Source organism: Mesorhizobium sp. (assembly GCF_024509055.1).
Lineage (GTDB): Bacteria > Pseudomonadota > Alphaproteobacteria > Rhizobiales > Rhizobiaceae > Mesorhizobium.
Window position 1 is genome coordinate 1 of record NZ_JANINM010000387.1, and the last position, 22235, is coordinate 22235.

Sequence of the window (22235 nt, forward strand, 5' to 3'; positions counted from 1 at the left end):
AGTTCTTGATCTGGTCGAGCTGCTTGGCCACGTCGTTCTGCGCGTCCTCGACCTGGAGTTCGACGCCGCTCATTCCCTTGGCCTGCGCGATCATGCCGTTGCGCAGCACGGTCAGGAAATTATCGTCGAAGCGCGCCATCGAGACGCCGATCTTGGCGGCGAAGGCGGATGAACACATCAGCGCCGAAAGCGCGACACCCAAAAGCAGTTTCTTCATTTTGTTTCTCCTCCACTTGGTGTCCGGCGTCACCGATTGAACCGGAATCCCCGACCTCCCGGGGAAGTCTCCCAACGACCGTTCCGCTCCGCAGACATTTCTTCCACGCGAATGGAATGGGTGATCCTCCGTTTGAAACAGACGTTCCGGAACGAAAGAACCAAAATACCTAGTTGGTGAAATATTCATTCCATTTCGTTCGACGAACGTCAAGGGAGATTCGGAACGGACGTGCCGGAATTTCGTACTATTCCGGCATGGGGACGGGGCCTGGCAGGTGATTGCCGACCTGTCGGCCGGGTTTCCGCTCCAACCGAGGGTCTGATAAAATCCTATCAATCTGATGGATCACATCATTGCGAGGAGAAGGCGCCGCTAGAGCGGGGTGACTTTTCTTCGAATCGTCACCCCGCTCTATCCTCTTGCTACAGCATGATCTTCACCGAAAACCGGTTCCCACTTTTCGGGATCATGCTCTAGATGTTCTCCGGCAGGTAGATGTCGAATGGCAGGAAAGTCTGGCCCGGCGCGTTGGCGGCGCCGGATTCGATGGCATGCGCCATCAACCCGACCAACTCGCGGCAGAGCGCCGCCAGCGGGGTCGAGATAACCATGGTCAAGATGTTGTCGGCGAGCGCGGCGCGTGACACGGCGTTGATCTCGTTGCAGATGACCACCGGCATCTCTGCCGGGCTGGCCGTCCTCAGCGCCGAGACAGCGCCTTCCATGCCGCCGCCGGCAACGTAGCAGCCGGCGAGATCGGGATGCCGCGCCAGGAGATCGATCATGGCGTCGTGGGTAACCTGGTTGGCTTCTAGATTGACGAGGGTCTCCATCACGGTGAAGTCCGGAGCGTGCTCGCGGAAATAGGAGCGGAAGCCGATCTCGCGCAGTTCATGGCCATGGAAGCGGTGGCTGCCAACGAAGAGCGCGACCTTGCCGGGCTTCCTCGCCGCCCTGGCGATCATCCAGGCCGCGGTGCGGCCCACCTTGCGGTTGTCGAGGCCGACATAGCCCTCGCGGATGCCGGCGGCAAAGTCCGACAGCAGCGAGAACACTGGCTGGCCCCTCGCCTTCAGCGTCTCCACGACCGCGGTCAATGTCGGATGATCCGGGCCGACGACGGCGATGGCCCTGGATCTGGCCGCGAGCCCGCGCATCTGGAGAGCGATCTCGTCCGGCGCCAGCGAGCTTGCGAAGTCGACGGTCGCCACACCCCTGAAGCGTTGCGACTGCGCCACCGCCAGCTCTAGCTCGCGGGCGAAATCGCCATAGAAGACATCATTGCCCCGCAGCAGCAGGAAGCCGAGCCGGTATTCCGGCAGTTCCTGGCGCATGCGCTGCTTGATCAGGCCCGCCGCGTGATAGCCGATCTCGGTCGCCGCCTCATAGACGCGCCGCGCCGTCTCCTCGCGCACCGGCAGGCGGCTGTTCAGCACCCTGTCGACGGTCGCTACGCTGAAGCCTGATACGCGCGCGAGGTCGGTTATGGTCGGCCGCTTTGCCATGAATGCTCCATCGACTGGTCCAGCGCAGAATAACCTACTCTGATAGGAAATGATAGAAACTATCTTTATGATGTTGAGACTATCATGGACCGGGGCTATGGTGAAGTGGAAGCCAGCCATGCGCGAGCCGACGCTGCCCAAGGGCCACTCGCAAGGTGCTGATGGAGGAACCCGCAATGACAGTGATCTCGTCGCCGGCGCTGTCCGGACGCGACTACAGCCTCACCGGCAGCGATGCCAGGCTGGCGGTCGAGAACGGGCTTTCGGCTGCCGAGTGGTACCACACCGAAATTCCGCGCAAGCAAATGAAGGAGCTGATGCAGCGCTCCGACCAACCGGCGATCCGCGACACCATCATCTGGCTGGCGGCGCTGGCGATCAGCGGGGCGGGCGGGGCCTGGTTCTGGGGCACATGGTGGTGCGTGCCGTTCTTCTTCGCCTACGGCGTGCTCTATGGCTCGTCGACCGATTCCCGCTGGCACGAATGCGGCCACGGCACGGCCTTCCGCACGCAGTGGATGAACGACGCCGTCTACCAGATCGCCTGCTTCATGATCATGCGCAACCCGGTGACATGGCGCTGGAGCCATACGCGCCATCACACGGACACCATCATTGTCGGCCGCGACCCGGAGATCGCCGTCATGCGGCCGCCGGACCTGTTGCGCCTGGTCCTGAACTTCTTCGGCATCCTCGATGCCTGGCATGCGATGGTCGACATGGTGCGCAATGCGGCCGGCGTCATCAGCGCCGCGGAGAAGACCTTCATCCCGGAACAGGAGCAGCCGAAGGCGATCCGCGTCGCCCGCATCTGGCTGGCCATCTATGTCGCCACCATCGCGCTTGCGCTTTACATGCACTCATGGCTGCCGCTGATGCTCGTCGGCCTGCCCCGCCTGTACGGCGCCTGGCATCACGTCATGACCGGCCTGCTGCAGCATGGCGGGCTTGCCGACAACGTCATCGACCATCGCCTGAACAGCCGCACGGTGCTGATCAACCCGATCAGCCGGTTCATCTACTGGAACATGAACTATCACGTGGAGCACCACATGTTTCCGATGGTGCCCTATCACGCGCTGCCGAAACTGCACGAGATGATCAAGCATGATTTGCCGGCGCCGACGCCGTCCATCCTGGCCGGTTATCGCGAGATGATCCCGGCCTTCCTGCGCCAGCTGCGCAACGAGGATTATTTCGTCAAGCGCGAGCTGCCGCCGACGGCCAAGCCCTATCGCGAAGACCTGCACAACGACAGACCGTCGCCGGCCGCGGCCGCGTGAACAGATCAGCATAACCCGAGAACTGAATTTTCCTGGAGGACGACATGAGCGACTGGGTCGAGGCCTGCGAGGCCGGTGACATCGACGAAGAGGACGTGATGCGTTTCGATCATGCCGGCCGCACCTACGCCATCTATCGCAGCCCGGACGACGAATATTTCGCGACCGATGGCCTGTGCTCGCATGAGAAGGTGCATCTGGCCGACGGGCTGGTGATGGACGACATCATCGAATGCCCGAAGCACAATGGCCGTTTCAACTACAAGACCGGCGACGCCCGCGGCGCGCCGGTGTGCGTCAACCTCAAGACCTATCCGGTCAAGGTCGACGCCGGCAAAGTCCTCATTCAGGTCGGGTAATGGCCATGCAGGCGGGGATGATCATCATCGGAGCAGGCGAGTGCGGCGGAAGGGCCGCGCTCGCCTTGCGCGATCTCGGCTTCGAAGGGCCTGTGACGCTGGTTGGCGACGAACCGCACCTGCCCTATGAGCGGCCGCCGCTGTCGAAGGAGGCCATGACCGCCGAGGCGCCGGCCATCAAGGCGATCGCCAGCGACGAACTGCTGGCCGAGCGGTCGATCCGGCACATCCATTCCGTCCGCGCGGTCGCGATCAACCGTGCCGCGCATATGGTGAGCCTGTCGGACGGCTCATCCATTCCCTACCAAAAGCTGTTGCTTGCGACCGGGTCGGTGCCGCGCACGCTGCCGATGCCGGGTCTTGCGGGGCGTTGCGTCTATCTCAGGACCTTCAACGACGCGCTCGCCATCCGCGCCCATCTCGGGGCCGGGAACCGCGTCGCGATCATCGGCGGTGGCTTCATCGGCCTGGAGCTGGCCGCGTCGGCGCGCAAGCTTGGAGCGGCGGTCACCGTCATCGAGGCGCAGCCGCGTATCCTGATGCGCGGCGTGCCGGCGGAGATCGCCGAAATCATCCATCAGGCGCACGAGGCTGAGGGCGCAAGGGTCCTCACAGGCCAGGGGATCACGACGATCGCAGATGACGGCGACAAAGTTGGCATCACGCTTGCTGATGGAAACGAGATCGTTTCCGACCTTGCGGTGATCGGCATCGGCGCCATACCGGTGACGGCGCTTGCCGCTGAGGCGGGGCTGGCGATCGACAACGGCATCGCGGTCGACGGCACGCTGCGCACCACGGATCCGGACATCTTCGCCGCAGGCGACTGCTGTTCGTTCCCGCTAGCCGTCTATGGCGGCCGGCGCGTGCGGCTGGAAGCCTGGCGCAACGCGCAGGAGCAAGGCGCGCTCGCGGCGAAGAACATGCTGGGCGCCAATGAGCCGCACGCCGCCGTGCCATGGTTCTGGTCGGATCAGTACGGGCTGACGCTACAGATCGCCGGGCTTTCCGACGAAGGGCGCAGCGTCGTGCGTCGGGATCTCGATGACGGCGCCTTCATCCTGTTCCATCTGGCCGAGGACGGGAGGCTTGTCGCGGCCAGCGGCATCGGCCCTGGCAATGCCGTGGCGCGCGACATCCGTCTGGCCGAAATGCTGATCGCGAAGCGGGCAAGGCCTTCGCCGGATGCGCTCGGTTCGCCGGCGGTCAAGCTGAAGGCGTTGCTCGCGGCTTGATCAATCGAGCTGGAAAAGCGCCTTCAGCTCCTCGAGCTTGTCGTTGACCAGCCAGCCGTAATAATTCTCCTCGGGCAGCTTTTCCGGCTCGCCCGCAGCGCGGCGTCTGTCGTTCTCGGCCTTCAGCGCATAGGCGCGCTGCTCGGGATCGCCGACATTGTAGAGCGTGGCGGTGATCCCCGGATTACCGGAGATGTCGAAGTCGGCGATAGTCCGGTAGGCATCGATCGACTTCCGGATCGTCGCGGCGACATAAGGCAGCGTCAGGTCCGGATCCATGATCGTCTTGTAGACCGCGTTCGGATCCTGGACGTCGAGCTCGGGCAGGCCGGAGACCTTGTGGACGAGGTCGCTCATCTCCAGCGCCGTCAGCGGGTTCAGCTGGCCGAGGCCGAAGGTCTGGCCGGCATAGTAGGGCTGGAAGAAGGTGGCGCCGAAGCGGTCGTTGGGAAAACTCGTACCCCCAACGGTTTTGCCGCGGAAGGAATGGTTCCAGACATCCTCGCGGCATTCCCAGAGATCGTAGCTGTCGGTCATGCCGGCGCATTTCTTGAATTCCGGCCGCTGAATGAAATCGCTGACGTCCTCGCCTTCATAGGAAAAGCTGAGCCTGCTGCCGAGATAGGCGATCGCCTTGACGTAGTAGGTCTGCAGCCTGTCATAGGCGTCGACGTTGTAGGTATGCTCGCCGACGATGGCGCCGACGATGTGCATCGGATCGATGCCGTAGGCCGCGGCCGCCTTCCTGATCTTGGCGCGCAGGTCGGCATCGTTCTGCAAGAGCGCGTAGACCTTGCGGTACTTGGCCTGGAAACTGGTGTTGGTGGCCTGGGTGCGCCGGGTGGACGCGCCCGGGATATCTGGCTGCTCGGCGTTGCGGTTGCCCGGCGGCACAGCAGTCGCGGCGTCGGCATTCGCGACAGCCACCGCCAATGCCAGGCCGAGAAAGAGAAGTACGCGTTTCTTCATGCGCCGCCGCCTTTGAACGGGCGGCAAACTAGGTAAAGGCCAACGGAGAGTCGAGCTTGGCCAAGCTTTGGCCCAGACGAAAGGTGGCCGGATGGTACCATCCGGCCACACATTGCTTGATTGCCCGATTTTGATCGATCGCGGACTTCAGAGAATGAAGCGCGACAGGTCGGTGTTCCGCGACAGGTCGCCGACATGCTTCTGCACATAGGCGGCGTCGATGGTGACCTGGGTGCCGTTGCGGTCCGGCGCGTCGTAGGAAATCTCGTCAAGCACGCGTTCCATCACCGTCTGCAGGCGCCGGGCGCCGATGTTCTCGACGCTGGCGTTGAGGTCGACGGCGATGCCGGCAAGCGAATCGATGGCGTCATCGGTGAAGCTCAGCTCGACGCCTTCGGTCTTCATCAGCGCGATATACTGCTTGATGAGGCTCGCCTCGGTCTCGGTCAGGATGCGGACGAAGTCCTCCTTCTCCAGCGCGCGCAATTCGACGCGGATCGGTAAGCGGCCCTGAAGCTCCGGCAACAGGTCGGAAGGCTTGGAGACGTGGAACGCGCCCGATGCGATGAACAGGATGTGGTCGGTCTTCACCGGCCCATACTTGGTCGCGACGGTTGTGCCTTCGACCAGCGGCAGCAGGTCGCGCTGCACGCCTTCGCGCGAGGGGCCGCCCGAAATGTCACTCCGGGCCGCGATCTTGTCGATCTCGTCGAGGAAGACGATGCCGTCATTCTCGGCCGATTCCAGCGCGAGGCGAACGACCTCATCCTGGTCGAGCAGCTTGTCGGACTCGTCATTAATGAGCAGGGCGTAGGAATCGCGCACCGTCGTCTTGCGGGTCTTGGTCCTGCGGCCGCCCATGGCCTTCGACAACATGTCGTTGATGTTCAGCACGCCGACATTGCCGCCGGGCATGCCGGGAATTTCGAAGCCGGGCATGCCGCCGGTGCCGGTGTCGGCCACCTCGATCTCGATCTCCTTGTCGTCGAGCTCGCCGTCGCGCAGCTTCTTGCGGAAGCTGTCGCGGGTGGCCGGGCTTGCCGTCTTGCCGACCAGCGCCTCCAGCACGCGCTCTTCGGCGTTGATCTGGGCGCGCGCGGTGACATTCTCGCGCATCTTCTCGCGGGTCAGGCCGATGGCGACCTCGACGAGATCGCGCACGATCTGCTCGACGTCGCGCCCGACATAGCCGACCTCGGTGAACTTGGTGGCCTCGACCTTGACGAAGGGCGCGCCGGCGAGCCGCGCCAGGCGGCGCGAGATCTCGGTCTTGCCGACGCCGGTCGGGCCGATCATCAGGATGTTCTTCGGCATCACCTCTTCGCGCATCTGGCCTTCCAGCTGCTGGCGGCGCCAGCGGTTGCGCAGGGCAATGGCCACGGCGCGCTTGGCGTCCTTCTGGCCGATGATGAAGCGGTCGAGTTCCGAAACGATTTCGCGGGGGGAGAAGGTGCTCATATTACTCAGATTCCACTTTGCCACTGCTTGATGGACTCGAACGGATGCAGCAGCATGATCACGTTGAGCGTCAGATTGTCCCGGATGATGTAGCCCGTGCCGAGCTCGAAGATGAGCGTCAGGGCCACGATCACCCATATAGGTAGCTTTCGCGCCATCACAAATCCCAGCGCCATGAACAGCGTGTCGGACACCGAGTTGATGATGGAGTCGCCGTAGTAGCTCAGTGAAATAGTGCCGGCGCGATAGCGGTCGATGATGAAGGGGCTGTTCTCCAGAAGCTCCCAGCCGCCTTCGATGAGGACGGCGAAGGCAAGCCGCAGCCCGATCGGCGAGCGGGGGAACAGGAACCTCGCCAGCGCGTAGAACAGAAAGCCGTGGATGATGTGCGAGAACGAATACCAGTCGGCTATGTGCTGGGAGTTCTCCGAGCTGTTGACCACGCCATGCCAGAGCTTGACGTAGCCGCAAGTGCAGATCGGCGGATGGCCCATGACATAGAGGGCGCCGGCCTGGAAAACGACCAGCGCCACCACGATGAGGAGCCCCATGCGCCAGCTGTCTTCATAAGCAGAAAGCGTCTTGTCCTCTTCGGGCGCGATCATCCGGTCATTCCCCCTCGTCGTCTTCGGGCGCGTCGACGGCCATCAGCACGACGTCCCCATATTCGGATTGCCGGCGGCCGATCGGCCTGAAGCCCGCCTTCTCATAGGCGCGAATGGCCCGGGCATTGTCCGGATGCGGGTCGACGATGACGCGCGGCGCGCCTTCCTCGAAAAGCTCCTCCACGAGCTGACGCACGATCGCCGCGCCATGGCCGGCGCCGACCAGTTCCGGCGGGCCGATTGTCAGATCGATGCCCAGCGTGCCGAATGGCTGGTCGGCATAAGGGTGATCGTCCTCCATGTGCGGATCGTAGCTCTGCAGGTAGGCGATCGGCCTGCCGTTCAGCTCGACGATCAGCGGCTCCACCGAAACCGAATCGATATGCTCGCGGATTCCGGCGATTTCCTTGTCCGGATCGTCCCACCATTCGGCCACATGCGGCTGCCTGAGCCAGCCGGCGATCAATGGCAGGTCCTTTTCGGTCACCGGCCGAAAATCATAGCTATCTTCGGTCATGATCTTCCCTGCAAACCGGTTCCCACTTTCGCTTACGCGGTCCCGCGGTTCGGGATCATGGTCGCTCAGACGGCATCGAGCGTTTCGACGACGAAATTGTTGTTGGTGTAGACGCAGATGTCGGACGCGATCTGCATCGCCTTGCGGGCGATCTCCTCGGCATCCTTGTCGGTGTCGATCAGCGCGCGGGCAGCCGCCAGCGCGTAATTGCCGCCGGAGCCGATGGCCATGACACCATGTTCGGGCTCGAGCACGTCGCCATTGCCGGTGAGCGCCAGCGAAACCGACTTGTCGGCCACCAGCATCATCGCTTCCAGGCGACGCAAATAGCGGTCGGTCCGCCAGTCCTTGGCGAGCTCGACGCAGGCGCGGGTCAATTGGTCCGGATATTGCTCGAGCTTGGCTTCAAGCCGCTCCAGCAAGGTAAAGGCGTCGGCGGTGGCGCCGGCGAAGCCGGCAATGACGCTGCCGCCCTTGCCGATGCGGCGCACCTTGCGGGCATTGCCCTTCATGATGGTCTGGCCAAGGCTGACCTGACCGTCGCCGGCGATCACAACCTTGTTGCCCTTGCGCACGCTGACGATGGTCGTGGCGTGCATGGTCAGTTCATTCGACATTTCTTGCTCCGATTCGCGCTATCCCTTGGAAAGGCGATTGGCGCGGTACGAGTGACTTTGATCGGCCATATGTATGCATGGGGCGAGTGATTGCAAACCGCCCCAAGCCGGTGCCGATACCGTCCGGATTGGCAACTGGCAATAACCGGATCATGCTGATAGAAGGCTCTCGTTTTCAAGCCCGTGACCTCTCAACAAGGACACTGTGATGCCGCCGCGTTCCGCCGAAGTCAGCCGCAAGACCAAGGAAACCGATATCTCGGTGTCGGTCCAAGTCGACGGCAAAGGCAAATCCGATATTTCGACGGGCGTCGGCTTCTTCGACCACATGCTCGACCAGCTGTCACGCCATTCGCTGATCGATATGACGGTAAAGGCCAAGGGCGACCTGCACATCGACGACCACCACACGGTCGAGGACACCGGCATCGCGATCGGCCAGGCGTTGAGCAAGGCGTTGGGCGAACGGCGCGGCATCATGCGCTACGCCTCGATAGACCTCGCCATGGACGAGACCCTGACCAGGGCTGCGATCGACGTTTCCGGCCGGCCGTTCCTGGTCTGGAATGTTTCCTTCTCGTCGCCGAAGGTCGGCACGTTCGACACCGAGCTGGTACGCGAGTTCTTCCAGGCGCTGGCGCAGAATGCCGGCTTGACCCTGCATGTCACCAACCACTACGGCGCGAACAACCACCACATCGCCGAAACATGCTTCAAGGCCGTCGCCCGGGTGTTGCGCGCGGCGCTGGAAGCCGATCCGCGCCAGCCGGACGCGGTGCCGTCCACGAAGGGATCCCTGAAAGGATAGCCCTATGGCCAGCTATGTCGTGATGGAGCCACCGGAAGGCGGCAGCGCCGAGGACACAGCCTTCGTGCGCGATGGTTTCACATGGTTCGGCTTCCTCGTCGCGCCTGTCTGGCTGGCATGGCACCGGCTCTGGATCGAAGCCATTTTGACTTTCGCCGTCATGGCGATCCTGTCGACGCTTGGCGAGAAGCTGGGGCTCGAGGCGGCCGGGTCGGCGCTTTCGTTGCTGGTCTCGCTCTATGTCGGGTTCGAGGGCCAGGGGCTGCGGATTGCCGCGCTGCGCCGTCGCGGCTGGCATGAATGGGGCGTGGTCGAGGCCGGAAGCCTCGGCGACGCAGAGATGCGACACGCGATGGAAAGCGATATCGATGACGAGGAGCCGGCACCCCTGCCGCGCATCGTTCCGGATGCAAGCCTAGCGCGCGCTCCCCAGACAGGCATGGCGCTTGGTCTGACCCATACGCCGGGAAGGCCCTGAACGATGCGGGTAGCAATCATCGACTACGGGTCGGGCAACCTTCGCTCGGCCACCAAGGCTTTCGAGCGCGCCGCGCATGAAGCCGGCATTGCCGCCACCATCGACCTGACCGCCGATGCCGAGCGGGTGCGCACCGCCGACCGCATCGTGCTGCCCGGGGTGGGCGCCTATGCCGATTGCACCGCCGGGCTGCATGCCGTGCCCGGCATGTGGGAAGCGGTGGAAGAGGTGGCCCTTCGCAAGGGACGGCCGTTCCTCGGCATCTGCGTCGGCATGCAATTGATGTCGGAGCGCGGTCTGGAAAAGACGATCACCAAGGGGCTTGGCTGGATCGTCGGCGACGTCAAGGAGATCACGCCGAAGGATCCGGCGCTGAAGATCCCGCAGATCGGCTGGAACACGATCGAGCTCGCGCGCAAGCACCCGCTGTTTTCGGGCATCGAGACAGGTCCCAAGGGACTGCACGCCTACTTCGTCCATTCCTATCACCTGGAAGCGAAGAACCCCGGCGACGTGCTGGCGTCTGCCGACTATGGCGGCCCGGTGACGGCGGCGGTCGCCCGCGACAACCTCGCCGGCACGCAGTTCCATCCGGAAAAGAGCCAGGCCCTCGGCCTGGCGTTGATAACCAATTTCCTGCGCTGGAAGCCCTAGGCATGAGCAAGAAGGGCTACTGGATGGCGATGATCGATGTGCGCGACGCGGCCGTCTACAAGCAGTACATCGAGGCCAATGCGCAGGCCTTCGCCAAATATGGCGCGAGGTTTCCGGTGCGTGCCGGACAATACACGAACCCCGAAGGGTCCACCGGGAACCGCCACGTGGTCATCGAGTTTCCGTCCTACGAAACGGCGCTCGCCTGCTACCAGTCGCCGGAGTATCAGGACGCCTTGAAATTCCGGCTGGCGGCTTCGACCGGCCATTTCGTCATCGTCGAGGGCACCTGATCGTGATCCTGTTTCCGGCAATAGATCTCAAGGACGGCAAATGCGTGCGCCTGAAGCACGGCGACATGGCGACCGCCACCATCTACAACGATGACCCCGCGGCCCAGGCCAGGGCCTTCGAGGAGCAGGGCTTCGAATGGCTGCACGTCGTTGATCTCAACGGCGCCTTCAAAGGCCAGAGTGTCAATTCCGCGGCGGTCGGCGCCATCCTCAAGGCGACGAAGAACCCGGTCCAGCTCGGCGGCGGCATCCGCACGCTGCCGCAGATCGAGGACTGGCTGGACCGCGGACTGGCGCGTGTCATCCTCGGCACCGTCGCGGTGCGTGAGCCCGAGCTGGTCAAGCAGGCCTGCAAGGCGTTTCCCGGCAGGATAGCAGTCGGCATCGACGCCAAGGGCGGCAAGGTGGCGGTAGAAGGCTGGGCCGAGGCCTCCGAGCTCGGCGTCATCGAGCTGGCGAAGAAATTCGAAGGCGCCGGCGTTGCGGCCATCATCTACACCGACATCGACCGTGACGGCGTGCTCTCCGGCATCAACTGGGATTCGACCATCAACCTGGCCGAGGCGGTGTCGATACCGGTGATCGCTTCAGGTGGGCTCGCCTCGATCGCCGACATCGTGCGCATGACCATGCCCGACGCGACGAAACTCGAAGGCGCGATCTCAGGCCGCGCGCTCTATGACGGGCGCATCGACCCGGCCGAGGCGCTGGCGATCCTGCGCGGCGAGACTGCGGAGGCAAGAGCGTGAACATCTCGATCATCCTCGCCTCCTATGACAGCGGCCATTTTCACGGCGGCTGCGGCCAGGGTCCCGACGCGCTGATCTCCGGCGGGCTGGCCGAAGCGCTGAAGCTTGCCGGCCACGATGTCGAGGTGCATGACATCGGCAAGGTGGTCGAAGACGAGCAGGAGCGCGAGATCGGCACGGGATTTGCCGTCTGCAACGCGGTGTCCGGCCAGGTCCGCATCGCGCTCGACAAGAAACGGTTCCCCATCGTGCTGGCGGGAAACTGCCTGACCAGCGCCGGCGCCGTGGCCGGCGAAGGAGCTGACGCCATCATCTGGGCCGACCAGCATGGCGACCTCAACACGCCCGAAACCTCGACAACAGGCTTTCTCGACGGCATGGCGCTGGCGACGGTGCTCGGCCTCTGCTGGCGGCCAATGGCCGGGCAGATTCCCGGCTTCAAGCCGATCGATCCGGCGCGCTCGGTGCTTGTCAACGCGCGCGATCTCGACACGGCGGAAAGGGAGTTGCTGGAGAAGCTGCCTATCATCAGGACCGAGTGCCCGGACTGGGCCGGCGCCGCGGCCAAGCTGAAGGCCGCGGGCGCCGAGCGCATCCACATGCATATCGACCTCGACGTGCATGACCCGGAAGAGCTGCAGGCCAACCGCTACACCACCCCCGGCGGCCCGGCGCCGGAGCAGATACGCGGCGCCATGTGCGGCCTTGCCGGCCCGCTCGCAATCGCCGGCCTCACCATTTCCGCCTACGATCCGGCCTTCGACGCCAAGGGCGACGTGCCGCCGCTCGTGGGCGAGCTGGTGGTCGACCTGCTTTCGACCATGGAGAGCCGCTGATGCTGAAGGCGCGCGTCATTCCTTGCCTCGACGTCAAGAACGGCCGCGTGGTCAAGGGCGTCAACTTCGTCGATCTCATCGATGCCGGCGACCCGGTCGAGGCCGCAAAAGCCTATGACGCCGCCGGGGCCGACGAGCTCTGCTTCCTCGACATCACCGCGTCGTCCGAAAATCGCGAGACCATCTTCGACGTGGTCGCCCGCACGGCCGAGCAGTGTTTCATGCCGCTCACCGTCGGCGGCGGCGTGCGCCAGGTGGCCGACATCAGGAAGCTGCTGCTGGCCGGCGCCGACAAGGTGTCGATCAACACGGCGGCGGTGAAGAACCCGGATTTCGTCGCGGAAGCCGCAGACAAGTTCGGCAACCAGTGCATCGTCGTCGCCATCGACGCCAAGAAGGTCTCCGCCGTTGGCGAGGCTGACCGCTGGGAGATCTTCACCCATGGCGGGCGCGAAGAGACCGGCATCGACGCGGTCGAATTCGCCGGGCGAATGGTCGACCGCGGCGCCGGCGAGATCCTGCTTACCTCGATGGACCGCGACGGCACGAAAGCCGGCTACGATATCGCCCTGACCCGCGCCATAGCCGACGCGGTGCGCGTGCCGGTCATCGCTTCGGGCGGCGTCGGCACGCTCGATCATCTGGTCGAGGGCATTCGCGACGGCCATGCCGGCGCCGTGCTTGCGGCCTCGATCTTTCATTTCGGCACCTACACGATCGCCGAGGCCAAGGCGCATATGGCCAAGGCCGGCCTGCCGATGCGACTGGACTCCATCGCACATCAAGCTTAAACGGTTGTTATGGCAGACTTTTCGCTCTCCGAGCTGGAAACGATCATCCACCAACGCGCCCATTCCGGCGATCCGGAATCGTGGACGGCAAAGCTGTTCGCCAAGGGCATCGACAAGGCGGCGCAGAAGCTTGGCGAGGAAGCCGTGGAGACGGTGATCGCCGCCGTTCGCGGCGACCGGCAGGCGCTCGTTTCGGAAAGCGCTGATCTTCTGTATCATTGGCTGGTCGTCCTCGGCATCGCGGGCGTTCCGCTGGACGATGTGCTGAAGGAGCTCGATAGCCGTACCGGCCGCTCGGGCATCGCCGAGAAGGCGTCGCGTCCCGGGCGTTGATGGCCCGGGGCTGACAGCGAGGAGGGCAGGAAACTCGATGGACCAGCTTGCTCCAACCGAGAAGTATTCCCCGTATCGATTCTTCTCCGCCGAGCAATGGTCGCAGTTCCGCGCCGACACGCCGCTGACGCTGACCGAGGACGAGTTCGACCGGCTGCGCTCGCTCAACGACCCCGTCGACCTCGAAGAGGTCAAACGCATCTATCTGTCGCTCTCACGCCTCTTGTCGGCGCATGTCGAGGCGAGCCAGCTGCTCTACCGGCAGCGCCAGGCCTTCTTCAACGCGCAGGACGTGGTCAAGACGCCTTTCATCATCGGCATCGCCGGCTCGGTCGCGGTGGGCAAATCGACCACGGCGCGTGTGCTGAAGGAGTTGCTGGCGCGCTGGCCGTCGAGCCCCAAGGTCGATCTCATCACCACTGACGGCTTCCTGCTGCCCAACGAGGTCCTGCGCCGCGACAGCCTGATGGAGCGCAAGGGCTTTCCCGAGAGCTATGACGTCGGCGCGCTGCTGAGGTTCCTGTCCGGCATCAAGTCGGGGCAGCCGAATGTCCGCGCACCGGTCTATTCGCACCTGACCTACGACGTCATCCCGGGCGAATTCGTCACCATCGACCGTCCGGACATACTGATCTTCGAAGGCATCAACGTGCTGCAGCCGGGCAAGCTGCCGAAGGACGGCAAGATCGTGCCGTTCCTGTCCGACTTCTTCGACTTCGCCATCTACATCGATGCCGACGAGAAGCTGATACATCAGTGGTACATCGCCCGCTTCATGCGGCTGCGAGAGACGGCCTTCCGCAACCCGGACTCCTTCTTCCACCGCTATTCGCAACTATCGGAAGACGCCGCGCGCGCCATCGCCGAGGGCCTGTGGGCGAACATCAATCTGAAGAACCTGCGCGAGAACATCCTGCCGACACGGGCTAGGGCCGACCTCATCCTGCGCAAGGGCGCCAACCACCTTGTCGAGGAAGTGGCGCTGCGCAAGCTTTAGCAGTCGACCTCGTTGAAGATCGCTTTGCCGCCAACCTCAAGCCGGTAAAGTCACTCGCCGCAACGTCAGATTGATGCGGCCGCCATTCTTCAGCAGCGCCGAGGTGGCAGGGTAGATCCGGTCGACGCCGTGAAATGAGAGGCGGCCCTCGCCGCCGAGCACCACCACGTCGCCGCTCTTCAACCTGAACGATTTGGTCGCGCCTTCGCGCGTGGTCTGGCCGACCCTGAACAGGCAGTCGTCGCCCAGCGACACCGAAACGACCGGGGCGGCAAAGTCCTGCTCGTCACGATCCTGATGCAGGCCCATCTTGGCTTCGCTGGAATAGAAGTTGACGAGGCAGGCTTCCGGGGGATGCGCATAGGCCGAAACCTCGCGCCATAGCTGCATCAAGGCCTCGGGTATCGGCGGCCAGGGTTGGCCGGTCACCGGGTGCGTCGGCTGATAGCGATAGCCGCGCTCCCGGTCGGTCACCCAGCCGAGCGCGCCGCAATTGGTCATGCGTACGCTCATCTCCTTGCCGGTGCGCGGCATGGCCGGGACGTAGAGGGGTGCCGCCTGCACCACCTCCCTGATCGCCTCGACCAGCGCTTCCTGCGCGGGACGCGATAGATAGCCGGGCATGTGGCGGACGCCTTTGGGCAGAACGAGCATCTGGGTTTTACGTCCATACAGTCGGTTCGGTGGACCATGCCACCAACGCGGGACGCCGGCGACCCGAAAGCGGCCTCGGCAATGCCTCGATCAATCGCTGTCCACCCGGCCGCGCAGCTTCTTGACGGTCGAGCGCCCGGCCTTGGTTTTCAGGCGGCGCTCGACGGCGCCCTTCGACGGCCTGGTCTTCTTGCGCGGCGGCGGCGGCGGCTCGGCTGCCTTCGCGACCAGGGCCGTCAGCCGTGCCCGTGCGTCGGCGCGGTTCTGCTCCTGCGTGCGGAAGCGTCCGGCTTCGATGATGATGACGCCGTCCTTTGTGGCGCGCTGTCCGGCGAGCTTGATGGCGCGCACCCGCACCCGCTCCGACAGGCCGGGCGCGTTTGCCGCGTCGAAGCGCAGTTGCACCGCCGTCGCCACCTTGTTGACGTTCTGGCCGCCCGGCCCGGAGGAGCGGATGAAATCCTCGTGCAGGTCGTCCGGATGGATGACGGCTTCGCTGGCGATGATGATCCTGTCGTCTGCGCTCATGCGCGCAGTCATGACGCGCGGGGCGCAAAAAGAAAAGGCCCGGACGATGCCGGGCCCTGGAGGAAAGAAGCTTGAAGCGACGATTATTCGGCCGCCTCCTGTAGGTGCGGCGCGGCGCCGAGGATTGCAGCGTCGACATACTTTTCGAATTTCTCGAAGTTGACCGCGAACATGTTGACGAGTTTCACGGCCTGGCGGTCATAAGCGGCCTTGTCGGCCCAGGTCGAGCGCGGGTCGAGTATGGCGCCATCGACGCCAGGAACGGCAACCGGCACCTCGAAGCCGAAATTGGCGTCGGTGCGGAACTCGGCCGCGTTCAGCGAACCGTCGAGCGCCGCGCCAAGCAGGGCGCGCGTCACCTTGATCGGCATGCGGCGACCGGTGCCATAGGCGCCGCCGGTCCAGCCGGTGTTGACCAGCCAGCAATCCACGCCATGGCTGGCGATCAGCTCGCGCAACAACTTGCCGTACTCGGAGGGATGGCGCGGCATGAAGGGCGCGCCGAAGCAGGTTGAGAACGTCGCCTCCGGCTCCGTCACGCCCTTTTCGGTTCCGGCGACCTTAGCCGTATAGCCGGAGAGGAAGTGGTACATGGCCTGAGCCGGCGTCAGCCTGGCGATCGGCGGCATGACGCCAAAGGCGTCGGCGGTCAGCATGATGATGTTCTTCGGATGGCCGGCGCGCCCGCTCTTCGAGGCATTGGGAATGAAGTCGAGCGGGTAGGCGCAGCGCGTGTTTTCGGTGAGGCTGCCATCGTTGAAGTCCGGCACGCGGCCGGCATCGAGCACGACATTTTCCAACACCGTGCCGAAACGCTGCGTGGTGGCAAAGATTTCCGGCTCGGCCTCGGCCGAGAGCCTGATCGTCTTGGCGTAGCAGCCGCCTTCGAAGTTGAAGATGCCGTGCGGACCCCAGCCATGCTCGTCGTCGCCGATCAGCGTGCGCGACGGATCGGCCGACAGGGTCGTCTTGCCGGTGCCGGACAGGCCGAAGAACACCGCCGCGTCGCCGGCAGGCCCTTCATTGGCCGAGCAATGCATCGGCATCACGCCTTTCTCCGGCAACAGGTAATTCAGCATCGTGAACACCGACTTCTTCATCTCGCCGGCATAGGAGGTGCCGCCGATCAGCACGATCTTGCGCGTCAGGTCGACAGCGATCACCGTTTCGCCGCGTGTGCCGTGGCGGGCGGGATCGGCGCGGAACGACGGCAGATCGATGATTGTCATCTCCGGCACGAAGCGCTCGAGCGCCGCCGCTTCGGGACGGATCAGCAGATTGCGGATGAACAGCGAATGCCAGGCGAACTCGGTGACGACACGGACCGGCAGCTGGAGCTCGGCATCGGCGCCGCCGATAAGGTCCTGCACATAGAGGTCCCTGCCGACCGCATGGGCGCGGAAATCGGCATGGAGCGCCTCGAACTGGGCCGGCGAGATCGCCTTGTTGTTGTCCCACCAGACATGCGGGCCGGTCGCCTCGTCACGCACGACGAACTTGTCCTTCGGCGAGCGTCCCGTATGCTGCCCCGTCTCGGCGACCAGCGCGCCATGCGCCGTCAGCCTGGCCTCGCCGCGGCGGATCGCTTCCTCGTAGAGTTCGGCGGCGCCGAAATTGTAGCGCACCGTGCCCGTCGTCCTCAGGCCGATGGCGTCGATGGCGCAGTCGGGGTTGCGTTTGCCGGCTTCCGACATCAAATTTCCTCTCTGGATTGGGCCGCATGTAACCGGTGCATTACCGGTGCCCGCAAGGGGGCTACAAGGTTCAGAACCAGAAAAGGCAAATGATATCAAATCTTTAATCGATTTAAAAAATTTGAAAGTTGTTTAAATCGTTTATATGTGCAAAAAATCACAGAGGTTGCCCAAAGGATTGGCAGGCTTCGTTCGTCCAATCCCGAGTCGGGTGCGATCGTGTGTAGCGGCGGGCCGCCCGTGACTTCGGACAGGGCCTATGCCACATTTTGTACCCAATTTGTCCTGCAAAAGCCCCTTCTCGACGATAGAAGGGACAGCTCATGAGGGAGCCGCTTGAAATGGCAACAATCGCGCTTGTCGACGACGACCGCAACATTCTGACTTCGGTGTCGATCGCGCTCGAATCCGAGGGCTATCGCGTCGAAACCTACACGGATGGTGCGTCGGCGCTGGAAGGACTGGCGGCGCGGCCGCCGAATCTCGCAATCCTCGACATCAAGATGCCGCGCATGGACGGCATGGAGCTGTTGCGCCGGATGCGCCAGAAATCCGACCTGCCGGTGATCTTCCTGACCTCCAAGGACGACGAAATCGACGAGCTGTTCGGCCTCAAGATGGGCGCCGACGACTTCATCCGCAAACCATTCTCCCAGCGTCTGCTGGTCGAGCGGGTGCGCGCCGTCCTGCGCCGCACCAGTGCTCGCGAGGCCGCCGCCAAGGCGCCCGCCCAGCAGGCGCGCTCGCTCGAACGCGGCCAGCTGGTGATGGACCAGGAACGCCACACCTGCACCTGGAAGGGCGAGCCGGTGACGCTGACGGTGACCGAGTTCCTCATCCTGCATTCGCTGGCGCAGCGCCCCGGCGTGGTAAAAAGCCGTGATGCGCTGATGGATTCGGCCTATGATGAGCAGGTCTATGTCGACGACCGCACCATCGACAGCCACATCAAGCGGTTGCGCAAGAAGTTCAAGGCCGTCGACGACGACTTCGAAATGATCGAAACCCTCTACGGAGTCGGGTACCGTTTCCGCGAGGCATGAGCTAAATGCATGTCGCCCAAAAGTGGTTCTCGGTTTTGGGACAACGACATGCAGAACGGTAGAGCATGCCGCCCGAAGGCTTGATGGCGTAACGACGTGCACAGGAATGGACCGGGAGCTGCTATTCGATGGCAGTGGAAGTAGAGCGAGGCAGGCGGACGGGCGCGGCAAAGCGCCCGGCGCGGATCGTGCCCGCATTCGTGTCAAGATTCACGGTGCCGATGCGCCGGTTTCTCGGCCATCACATCTTCTCCAGCCTGACGCGCCGCATCCTGTTCCTCAACATGGCCGGCCTTGCCGTGCTGGTCACCGGCATCCTCTACCTCAACACCTTCCGCGACGGGCTGATCGACGCCCGCGTCGAGAGCCTGATGACGCAGGGCGAGATCATCGCCGGCGCCATCGCGGCATCGGCGACGGTCGAGACGGATTCGATCAGCATCGATCCGGAAAAGCTGCTCGAGCTCCAGGCCGGCGAAAGCCTGGGCCCAGGCTCTGACCAGCTCGACAATCTCGACTTCCCGATCAATCCGGAACGCGTCGCGCCGGTGCTGCGACGGCTGATCTCGCCGACCCGCACGCGCGCCCGCATCTATGACCGCGACGCCAACCTGTTGCTCGATTCGCGCCACCTCTATTCGCGCGGCCAGATCCTGCGCTACGACCTGCCTCCGGTCGATGACGAGCAGCCGGGCTTGCTGGAGCGGGTCGAGAAATTCGTCTTCGACTTCTTCCGCAACAAGGATCTGCCGGTCTATCACGAACAGCCAGGCGGCAACGGCGCGGCCTTTCCGGAAGTGGTCAAGGCGCTGACCGGTAGCCCCTCGACCATCGTCAGGGTCAGCGAGCAGGGCGAGCAGATCGTTTCGGTCGCGGTGCCCATCCAGCGTTTCCGCGCCGTGCTTGGCGTGCTGATGCTGTCGACGGAGGGCGGCGACATCGACAAGATCGTGGCGGCCGAACGCAAGGCGATCCTGCGCGTGTTCGGTATCGCGGCGCTTGTCACCGCCATCCTCTCGATGCTGCTCGCCTCCACGATCGCCAACCCGCTGCGCCGGCTTTCAGCAGCCGCCGTCAGGGTGCGGCGCGGCGTCAAGAGCCGCGAGGAGATCCCGGACTTCTCCGAGCGCCAGGACGAGATCGGCAATCTGTCGATCGCGGTGCGCGACATGACCAACGCGCTCTATGCCCGCATCGAGGCCATCGAAAGCTTCGCGGCCGACGTCTCGCATGAATTGAAGAACCCGCTGACGTCGCTGCGCAGCGCCGTGGAAACGCTGCCGCTGGCCAAGAACGACGCCTCGCGCAGCCGGCTGATGGAAATCATCCAGCACGACGTGAAGCGGCTCGACCGGCTGATCACCGACATCTCCGACGCCTCCCGCCTCGATGCCGAGCTTGCGCGCGAGGACGCCGCGATCGTGGACCTGAAGAAGTTCGTCACCGATCTGGTGGCGGTCTCGCGCGAGACGACCCGCCACAAGAAGGCGGTCGAGATCGAGCTCAAGGTCGCCAAGCTGCCGACCGGCGCCAAGGGCTACTTCGTCCAGGGCCATGACCTCAGGATCGGCCAGGTCATCACCAACCTGATCGAAAACGCCCGCTCCTTCGTTCCGGACGAGCACGGCCACATAGCGATCTCCTTGGCCCGCGCGGGCAAGCTCAACATCATCACAGTCGACGACAACGGCCCGGGCATCAGGGCTGAGAACATCGACCGCATCTTCGAGCGCTTCTACACCGACCGGCCGGCCAGCGAGGCCTTCGGCCAGAATTCGGGCCTCGGGCTCTCCATCAGCCGGCAGATCGTCGAGGCGCATGGCGGCACGCTGACGGCAGAGAACATCCCCGGCACCAAGCCCGGCGAGATCAAGGGAGCGCGTTTCGTGGTCACCCTGCCGGCCGAAGGCTGATCACCCGCCTGACATGCCGCAACCTGCCGCCAAGCCCCAGAACATCCATGCGACGGCAATCCTCGTCGGCCGGTACGGCGTGCTTATCACCGGGCCGTCCGGCTCGGGCAAGACGACGCTGGCGCTGGCGTTGATCGATCATTGCCACGCGCGCGGGCTGTTTTGCCGGCTGATCGGCGACGATCAGGTCTTCGCAGCCGGCCACCACGGGCGCCTGGTGTGCAGCGCGCCCGCCACGATCGCCGGCCTTGCCGAGGTGCCCGGCATCGGTCCACGGCCGCTGGGCTTCGAACCGGCCGGCGTTATCGACCTCGCCGCGCGGCTGGTCCCCGGGCATGAGGTGGCGCGTTTCCAGGAGGAATCCACCGACACGATCGCCGGCTGCCTCGTGCCGCGCATCGATGTCGTCCAACGCAATGTCGCCGGCGCGCTGCCGGCGTTGGCGGCTCGGCTTTCGATCGCGCCGTTTTTGTGATCCGGTCCCGCTTTTTTGTTGCAATGCGTCAAAATGGCTCGGGCCGCCGCAATTTTGGGCTTGTAAACCGGCCGTGCGTCGACAAGATAGCGCTCCCGCCGCCTGGAATGGCCGGCGAATATAAGATACGCCTGTAAAGCGGCGATGACGGGAGCCACCAAAGAATGATCGGACTCGTGCTTGTGACGCACGGTCAACTCGCCACCGAGTTCCGGCATGCCGTAGAACATGTGGTGGGGCCACAAGACAATTTCGAAACCGTTGCGATCGGCGCCGACGACGACATGGAGCAGCGCCGGTCCGATATCGTCGACGCCGTCGCGCGCGTCGACACCGGCGCCGGCGTGATCGTGCTCACCGACATGTTCGGCGGCACGCCTTCCAACCTGGCCATCTCGGTGATGGAATCCGGCCGCACCGAGGTCATCGCCGGCATGAACCTGCCGATGCTGATCAAGCTCTCCTCGGTGCGCAAGGGGGACAACATGGCGGCGGCGCTCGACGAGGCGCAGGCCGCGGGCCGCAAATACATCAACGTCGCCAGCCAACTCCTGAGCAGCAAATGAATGCATTGTCGCCCAGCAAGGACGAGGTTGTGCGGGACTTCCCGATCGTCAACCAGCGCGGTTTGCATGCCCGCGCCTCGGCCAAGTTCGTGCAGGTCGCGAGCGGCTTCGACGCCACCATCCATGTCGAGAAGGACGGCGTGAAGGTCGGCGGCACCTCGATCATGGGCCTGATGATGCTGGCGGCAAGTCCCGGCTATTCGATCCGCGTCACCGCCAGCGGACCGGAAGCAGGCCCGGCGATGGACGCGCTGGAGCAACTGGTGGCCTCGCGCTTCGGCGAGGAAATCTGAAGTCTTTTGCTTCGGTGCGTGTCGTGATCCCAAAACCGCCGCGCACTTTTGGGCGACATGTTTTTTGCATGTGCATGTCGTGAGCCCAAAACCGCTGAGCACTTTTGGGCGACGTGCATTGCCCTCCAGAGACATGTGCGCATAAAGATTTCTTTATGTCCCATTGTCGTTTGACGACCGATCTGCTAGTCAGGCCGGCAATTCGCGCCCTTCCCCGCGCCTCCCGGCGCCCGGCGCGTTCTAAAAGACAAATCACACCGGAGCACTGTCATGACGGGTAGCAAGGACTATGTGGTCGCCGATATCGCGCTTGCCGGCTGGGGCCGCAAGGAGATCGAGATCGCCGAAACCGAAATGCCGGG

Annotated in this window: 27 protein-coding genes and 1 pseudogene; 18 read left to right on the forward strand and 10 right to left on the reverse strand. The window is 63.9% G+C overall.

Translation table 11 applies throughout. The annotated features are described in order from the left end of the window. Nucleotides 1-217 (reverse strand): annotated as a pseudogene (locus Q0L57_RS19555) (rhizopine-binding protein); the annotation flags it as partial. 476 nt (nucleotides 218-693) lie between these two features. Then, nucleotides 694-1725 (reverse strand): LacI family DNA-binding transcriptional regulator, encoded by a 1032-nt coding sequence (locus Q0L57_RS19560; protein ID WP_296744677.1) that lies wholly within the window; start codon nucleotides 1723-1725, stop codon nucleotides 694-696. A 176-nt stretch (nucleotides 1726-1901) separates the two neighbouring features. On the opposite strand from Q0L57_RS19560, the gene Q0L57_RS19565 reads away from it, so the two are divergent. From Q0L57_RS19565 to Q0L57_RS19575, 3 genes are read left to right on the forward strand one after another with little or no spacing between them, the layout of a single operon-like run. Further along, on the forward strand, nucleotides 1902-3008 hold the full coding sequence (locus tag Q0L57_RS19565; protein WP_296744678.1) for a fatty acid desaturase family protein: 1107 nt from the start codon (nucleotides 1902-1904) through the stop codon (nucleotides 3006-3008). 44 nt (nucleotides 3009-3052) lie between these two features. Next, nucleotides 3053-3367, forward strand: coding sequence for a MocE family 2Fe-2S type ferredoxin (locus Q0L57_RS19570; RefSeq protein ID WP_296744679.1), 315 nt, complete (start codon nucleotides 3053-3055; stop codon nucleotides 3365-3367). Further along, the gene (locus tag Q0L57_RS19575) at nucleotides 3367-4602 is read left to right on the forward strand and encodes an FAD-dependent oxidoreductase (protein WP_296744680.1); all 1236 of its coding nucleotides are present in this window, start codon (nucleotides 3367-3369) and stop codon (nucleotides 4600-4602) included. Before Q0L57_RS19570 ends, Q0L57_RS19575 begins: the two co-directional genes overlap by 1 nt. Here Q0L57_RS19575 and Q0L57_RS19580 read toward each other — a convergent pair whose 3' ends face one another. The 5 genes from Q0L57_RS19580 to hslV form a co-directional block, all read right to left on the reverse strand. Then, nucleotides 4603-5571, reverse strand: coding sequence for a DUF1402 family protein (locus tag Q0L57_RS19580; protein ID WP_296744681.1), 969 nt, complete (start codon nucleotides 5569-5571; stop codon nucleotides 4603-4605). It abuts the gene before it with no gap. Between the two features lie 147 nt (nucleotides 5572-5718). Further along, the gene (gene hslU, locus Q0L57_RS19585; protein WP_296744682.1) at nucleotides 5719-7029 is read right to left on the reverse strand and encodes an ATP-dependent protease ATPase subunit HslU; all 1311 of its coding nucleotides are present in this window, start codon (nucleotides 7027-7029) and stop codon (nucleotides 5719-5721) included. A gap of 5 nt (nucleotides 7030-7034) precedes the next feature. Continuing rightward, nucleotides 7035-7634: a DUF2585 domain-containing protein gene (locus tag Q0L57_RS19590; RefSeq protein ID WP_296744683.1), complete on the reverse strand. Its 600-nt coding sequence runs from the start codon at nucleotides 7632-7634 to the stop codon at nucleotides 7035-7037. A 4-nt stretch (nucleotides 7635-7638) separates the two neighbouring features. Beyond that, nucleotides 7639-8151: a GNAT family N-acetyltransferase gene (locus Q0L57_RS19595; RefSeq protein WP_296744684.1), complete on the reverse strand. Its 513-nt coding sequence runs from the start codon at nucleotides 8149-8151 to the stop codon at nucleotides 7639-7641. A gap of 65 nt (nucleotides 8152-8216) precedes the next feature. Further along, nucleotides 8217-8768 (reverse strand): ATP-dependent protease subunit HslV, encoded by a 552-nt coding sequence (hslV, locus tag Q0L57_RS19600; protein WP_296744685.1) that lies wholly within the window; start codon nucleotides 8766-8768, stop codon nucleotides 8217-8219. A gap of 208 nt (nucleotides 8769-8976) precedes the next feature. Between hslV and hisB the strand changes: the two genes are divergently transcribed. Genes hisB through coaA form a run of 9 tightly spaced genes read left to right on the forward strand, consistent with a single transcriptional unit; the run spans nucleotide 8977 to nucleotide 14707 of the window. Next, nucleotides 8977-9576 (forward strand): imidazoleglycerol-phosphate dehydratase HisB, encoded by a 600-nt coding sequence (gene hisB / locus Q0L57_RS19605; RefSeq protein ID WP_296744686.1) that lies wholly within the window; start codon nucleotides 8977-8979, stop codon nucleotides 9574-9576. 4 nt (nucleotides 9577-9580) lie between these two features. After that, nucleotides 9581-10054: a DUF2628 domain-containing protein gene (locus Q0L57_RS19610; RefSeq protein ID WP_296744687.1), complete on the forward strand. Its 474-nt coding sequence runs from the start codon at nucleotides 9581-9583 to the stop codon at nucleotides 10052-10054. Between the two features lie 3 nt (nucleotides 10055-10057). After that, nucleotides 10058-10708, forward strand: a complete 651-nt coding sequence (gene hisH / locus Q0L57_RS19615) for an imidazole glycerol phosphate synthase subunit HisH (RefSeq protein ID WP_296744688.1) — start codon at nucleotides 10058-10060, stop codon at nucleotides 10706-10708. 2 nt (nucleotides 10709-10710) lie between these two features. Then, a complete protein-coding gene (locus Q0L57_RS19620; protein WP_296744689.1) occupies nucleotides 10711-11001 on the forward strand; it encodes a DUF1330 domain-containing protein in 291 nt (96 codons plus the stop codon). Nucleotides 11002-11003: 2 nt separating this feature from the next. Then, nucleotides 11004-11750, forward strand: coding sequence for a 1-(5-phosphoribosyl)-5-[(5-phosphoribosylamino)methylideneamino]imidazole-4-carboxamide isomerase (gene hisA / locus Q0L57_RS19625; protein WP_296744690.1), 747 nt, complete (start codon nucleotides 11004-11006; stop codon nucleotides 11748-11750). After that, nucleotides 11747-12586 (forward strand): arginase family protein, encoded by an 840-nt coding sequence (locus Q0L57_RS19630; RefSeq protein WP_296744691.1) that lies wholly within the window; start codon nucleotides 11747-11749, stop codon nucleotides 12584-12586. The genes hisA and Q0L57_RS19630 overlap by 4 nt, the downstream gene beginning before the upstream one ends. Continuing rightward, entirely contained in the window at nucleotides 12583-13377 is a 795-nt protein-coding gene (hisF, locus tag Q0L57_RS19635; RefSeq protein ID WP_296744701.1) for an imidazole glycerol phosphate synthase subunit HisF, read from the forward strand. Before Q0L57_RS19630 ends, hisF begins: the two co-directional genes overlap by 4 nt. A gap of 9 nt (nucleotides 13378-13386) precedes the next feature. Beyond that, nucleotides 13387-13710 carry a phosphoribosyl-ATP diphosphatase gene (locus tag Q0L57_RS19640; protein WP_296744692.1) on the forward strand — a complete coding sequence of 108 codons (324 nt, stop codon included), beginning with the start codon at nucleotides 13387-13389 and terminating at the stop codon, nucleotides 13708-13710. Between the two features lie 37 nt (nucleotides 13711-13747). Continuing rightward, nucleotides 13748-14707, forward strand: coding sequence for a type I pantothenate kinase (gene coaA, locus Q0L57_RS19645; protein ID WP_296744693.1), 960 nt, complete (start codon nucleotides 13748-13750; stop codon nucleotides 14705-14707). 36 nt (nucleotides 14708-14743) lie between these two features. On the opposite strand, the gene Q0L57_RS19650 is transcribed toward coaA, so the two are convergent. From Q0L57_RS19650 to Q0L57_RS19660, 3 genes are all read right to left on the reverse strand, one after another. Continuing rightward, on the reverse strand, nucleotides 14744-15361 hold the full coding sequence (locus Q0L57_RS19650; RefSeq protein ID WP_296744694.1) for an alpha-ketoglutarate-dependent dioxygenase AlkB: 618 nt from the start codon (nucleotides 15359-15361) through the stop codon (nucleotides 14744-14746). Nucleotides 15362-15451: 90 nt separating this feature from the next. Beyond that, nucleotides 15452-15889, reverse strand: coding sequence for an alternative ribosome rescue aminoacyl-tRNA hydrolase ArfB (gene arfB / locus Q0L57_RS19655; protein ID WP_296744695.1), 438 nt, complete (start codon nucleotides 15887-15889; stop codon nucleotides 15452-15454). Nucleotides 15890-15972: 83 nt separating this feature from the next. Then, nucleotides 15973-17583 (reverse strand): phosphoenolpyruvate carboxykinase, encoded by a 1611-nt coding sequence (locus Q0L57_RS19660; protein WP_296744696.1) that lies wholly within the window; start codon nucleotides 17581-17583, stop codon nucleotides 15973-15975. 341 nt (nucleotides 17584-17924) lie between these two features. On the opposite strand from Q0L57_RS19660, the gene Q0L57_RS19665 reads away from it, so the two are divergent. From Q0L57_RS19665 to Q0L57_RS19690, 6 genes are all read left to right on the forward strand, one after another. Then, complete coding sequence (locus Q0L57_RS19665; protein WP_095819116.1) at nucleotides 17925-18626, forward strand: response regulator transcription factor; 702 nt, start codon at nucleotides 17925-17927, stop codon at nucleotides 18624-18626. Nucleotides 18627-18754: 128 nt separating this feature from the next. Continuing rightward, nucleotides 18755-20539, forward strand: coding sequence for a sensor histidine kinase (locus Q0L57_RS19670; protein WP_296744697.1), 1785 nt, complete (start codon nucleotides 18755-18757; stop codon nucleotides 20537-20539). 13 nt (nucleotides 20540-20552) lie between these two features. Then, nucleotides 20553-21014: an HPr kinase/phosphorylase gene (locus Q0L57_RS19675; protein ID WP_296744698.1), complete on the forward strand. Its 462-nt coding sequence runs from the start codon at nucleotides 20553-20555 to the stop codon at nucleotides 21012-21014. A 164-nt stretch (nucleotides 21015-21178) separates the two neighbouring features. Further along, entirely contained in the window at nucleotides 21179-21580 is a 402-nt protein-coding gene (locus Q0L57_RS19680) for a PTS sugar transporter subunit IIA (protein WP_296744699.1), read from the forward strand. Beyond that, nucleotides 21577-21873, forward strand: a complete 297-nt coding sequence (locus Q0L57_RS19685; protein ID WP_296744700.1) for an HPr family phosphocarrier protein — start codon at nucleotides 21577-21579, stop codon at nucleotides 21871-21873. The genes Q0L57_RS19680 and Q0L57_RS19685 overlap by 4 nt, the downstream gene beginning before the upstream one ends. Before the next feature lie 270 nt (nucleotides 21874-22143). Further along, on the forward strand, nucleotides 22144-22235 hold a 92-nt coding region (locus Q0L57_RS19690), incomplete at its 3' end, for an adenosylhomocysteinase (protein WP_296744702.1).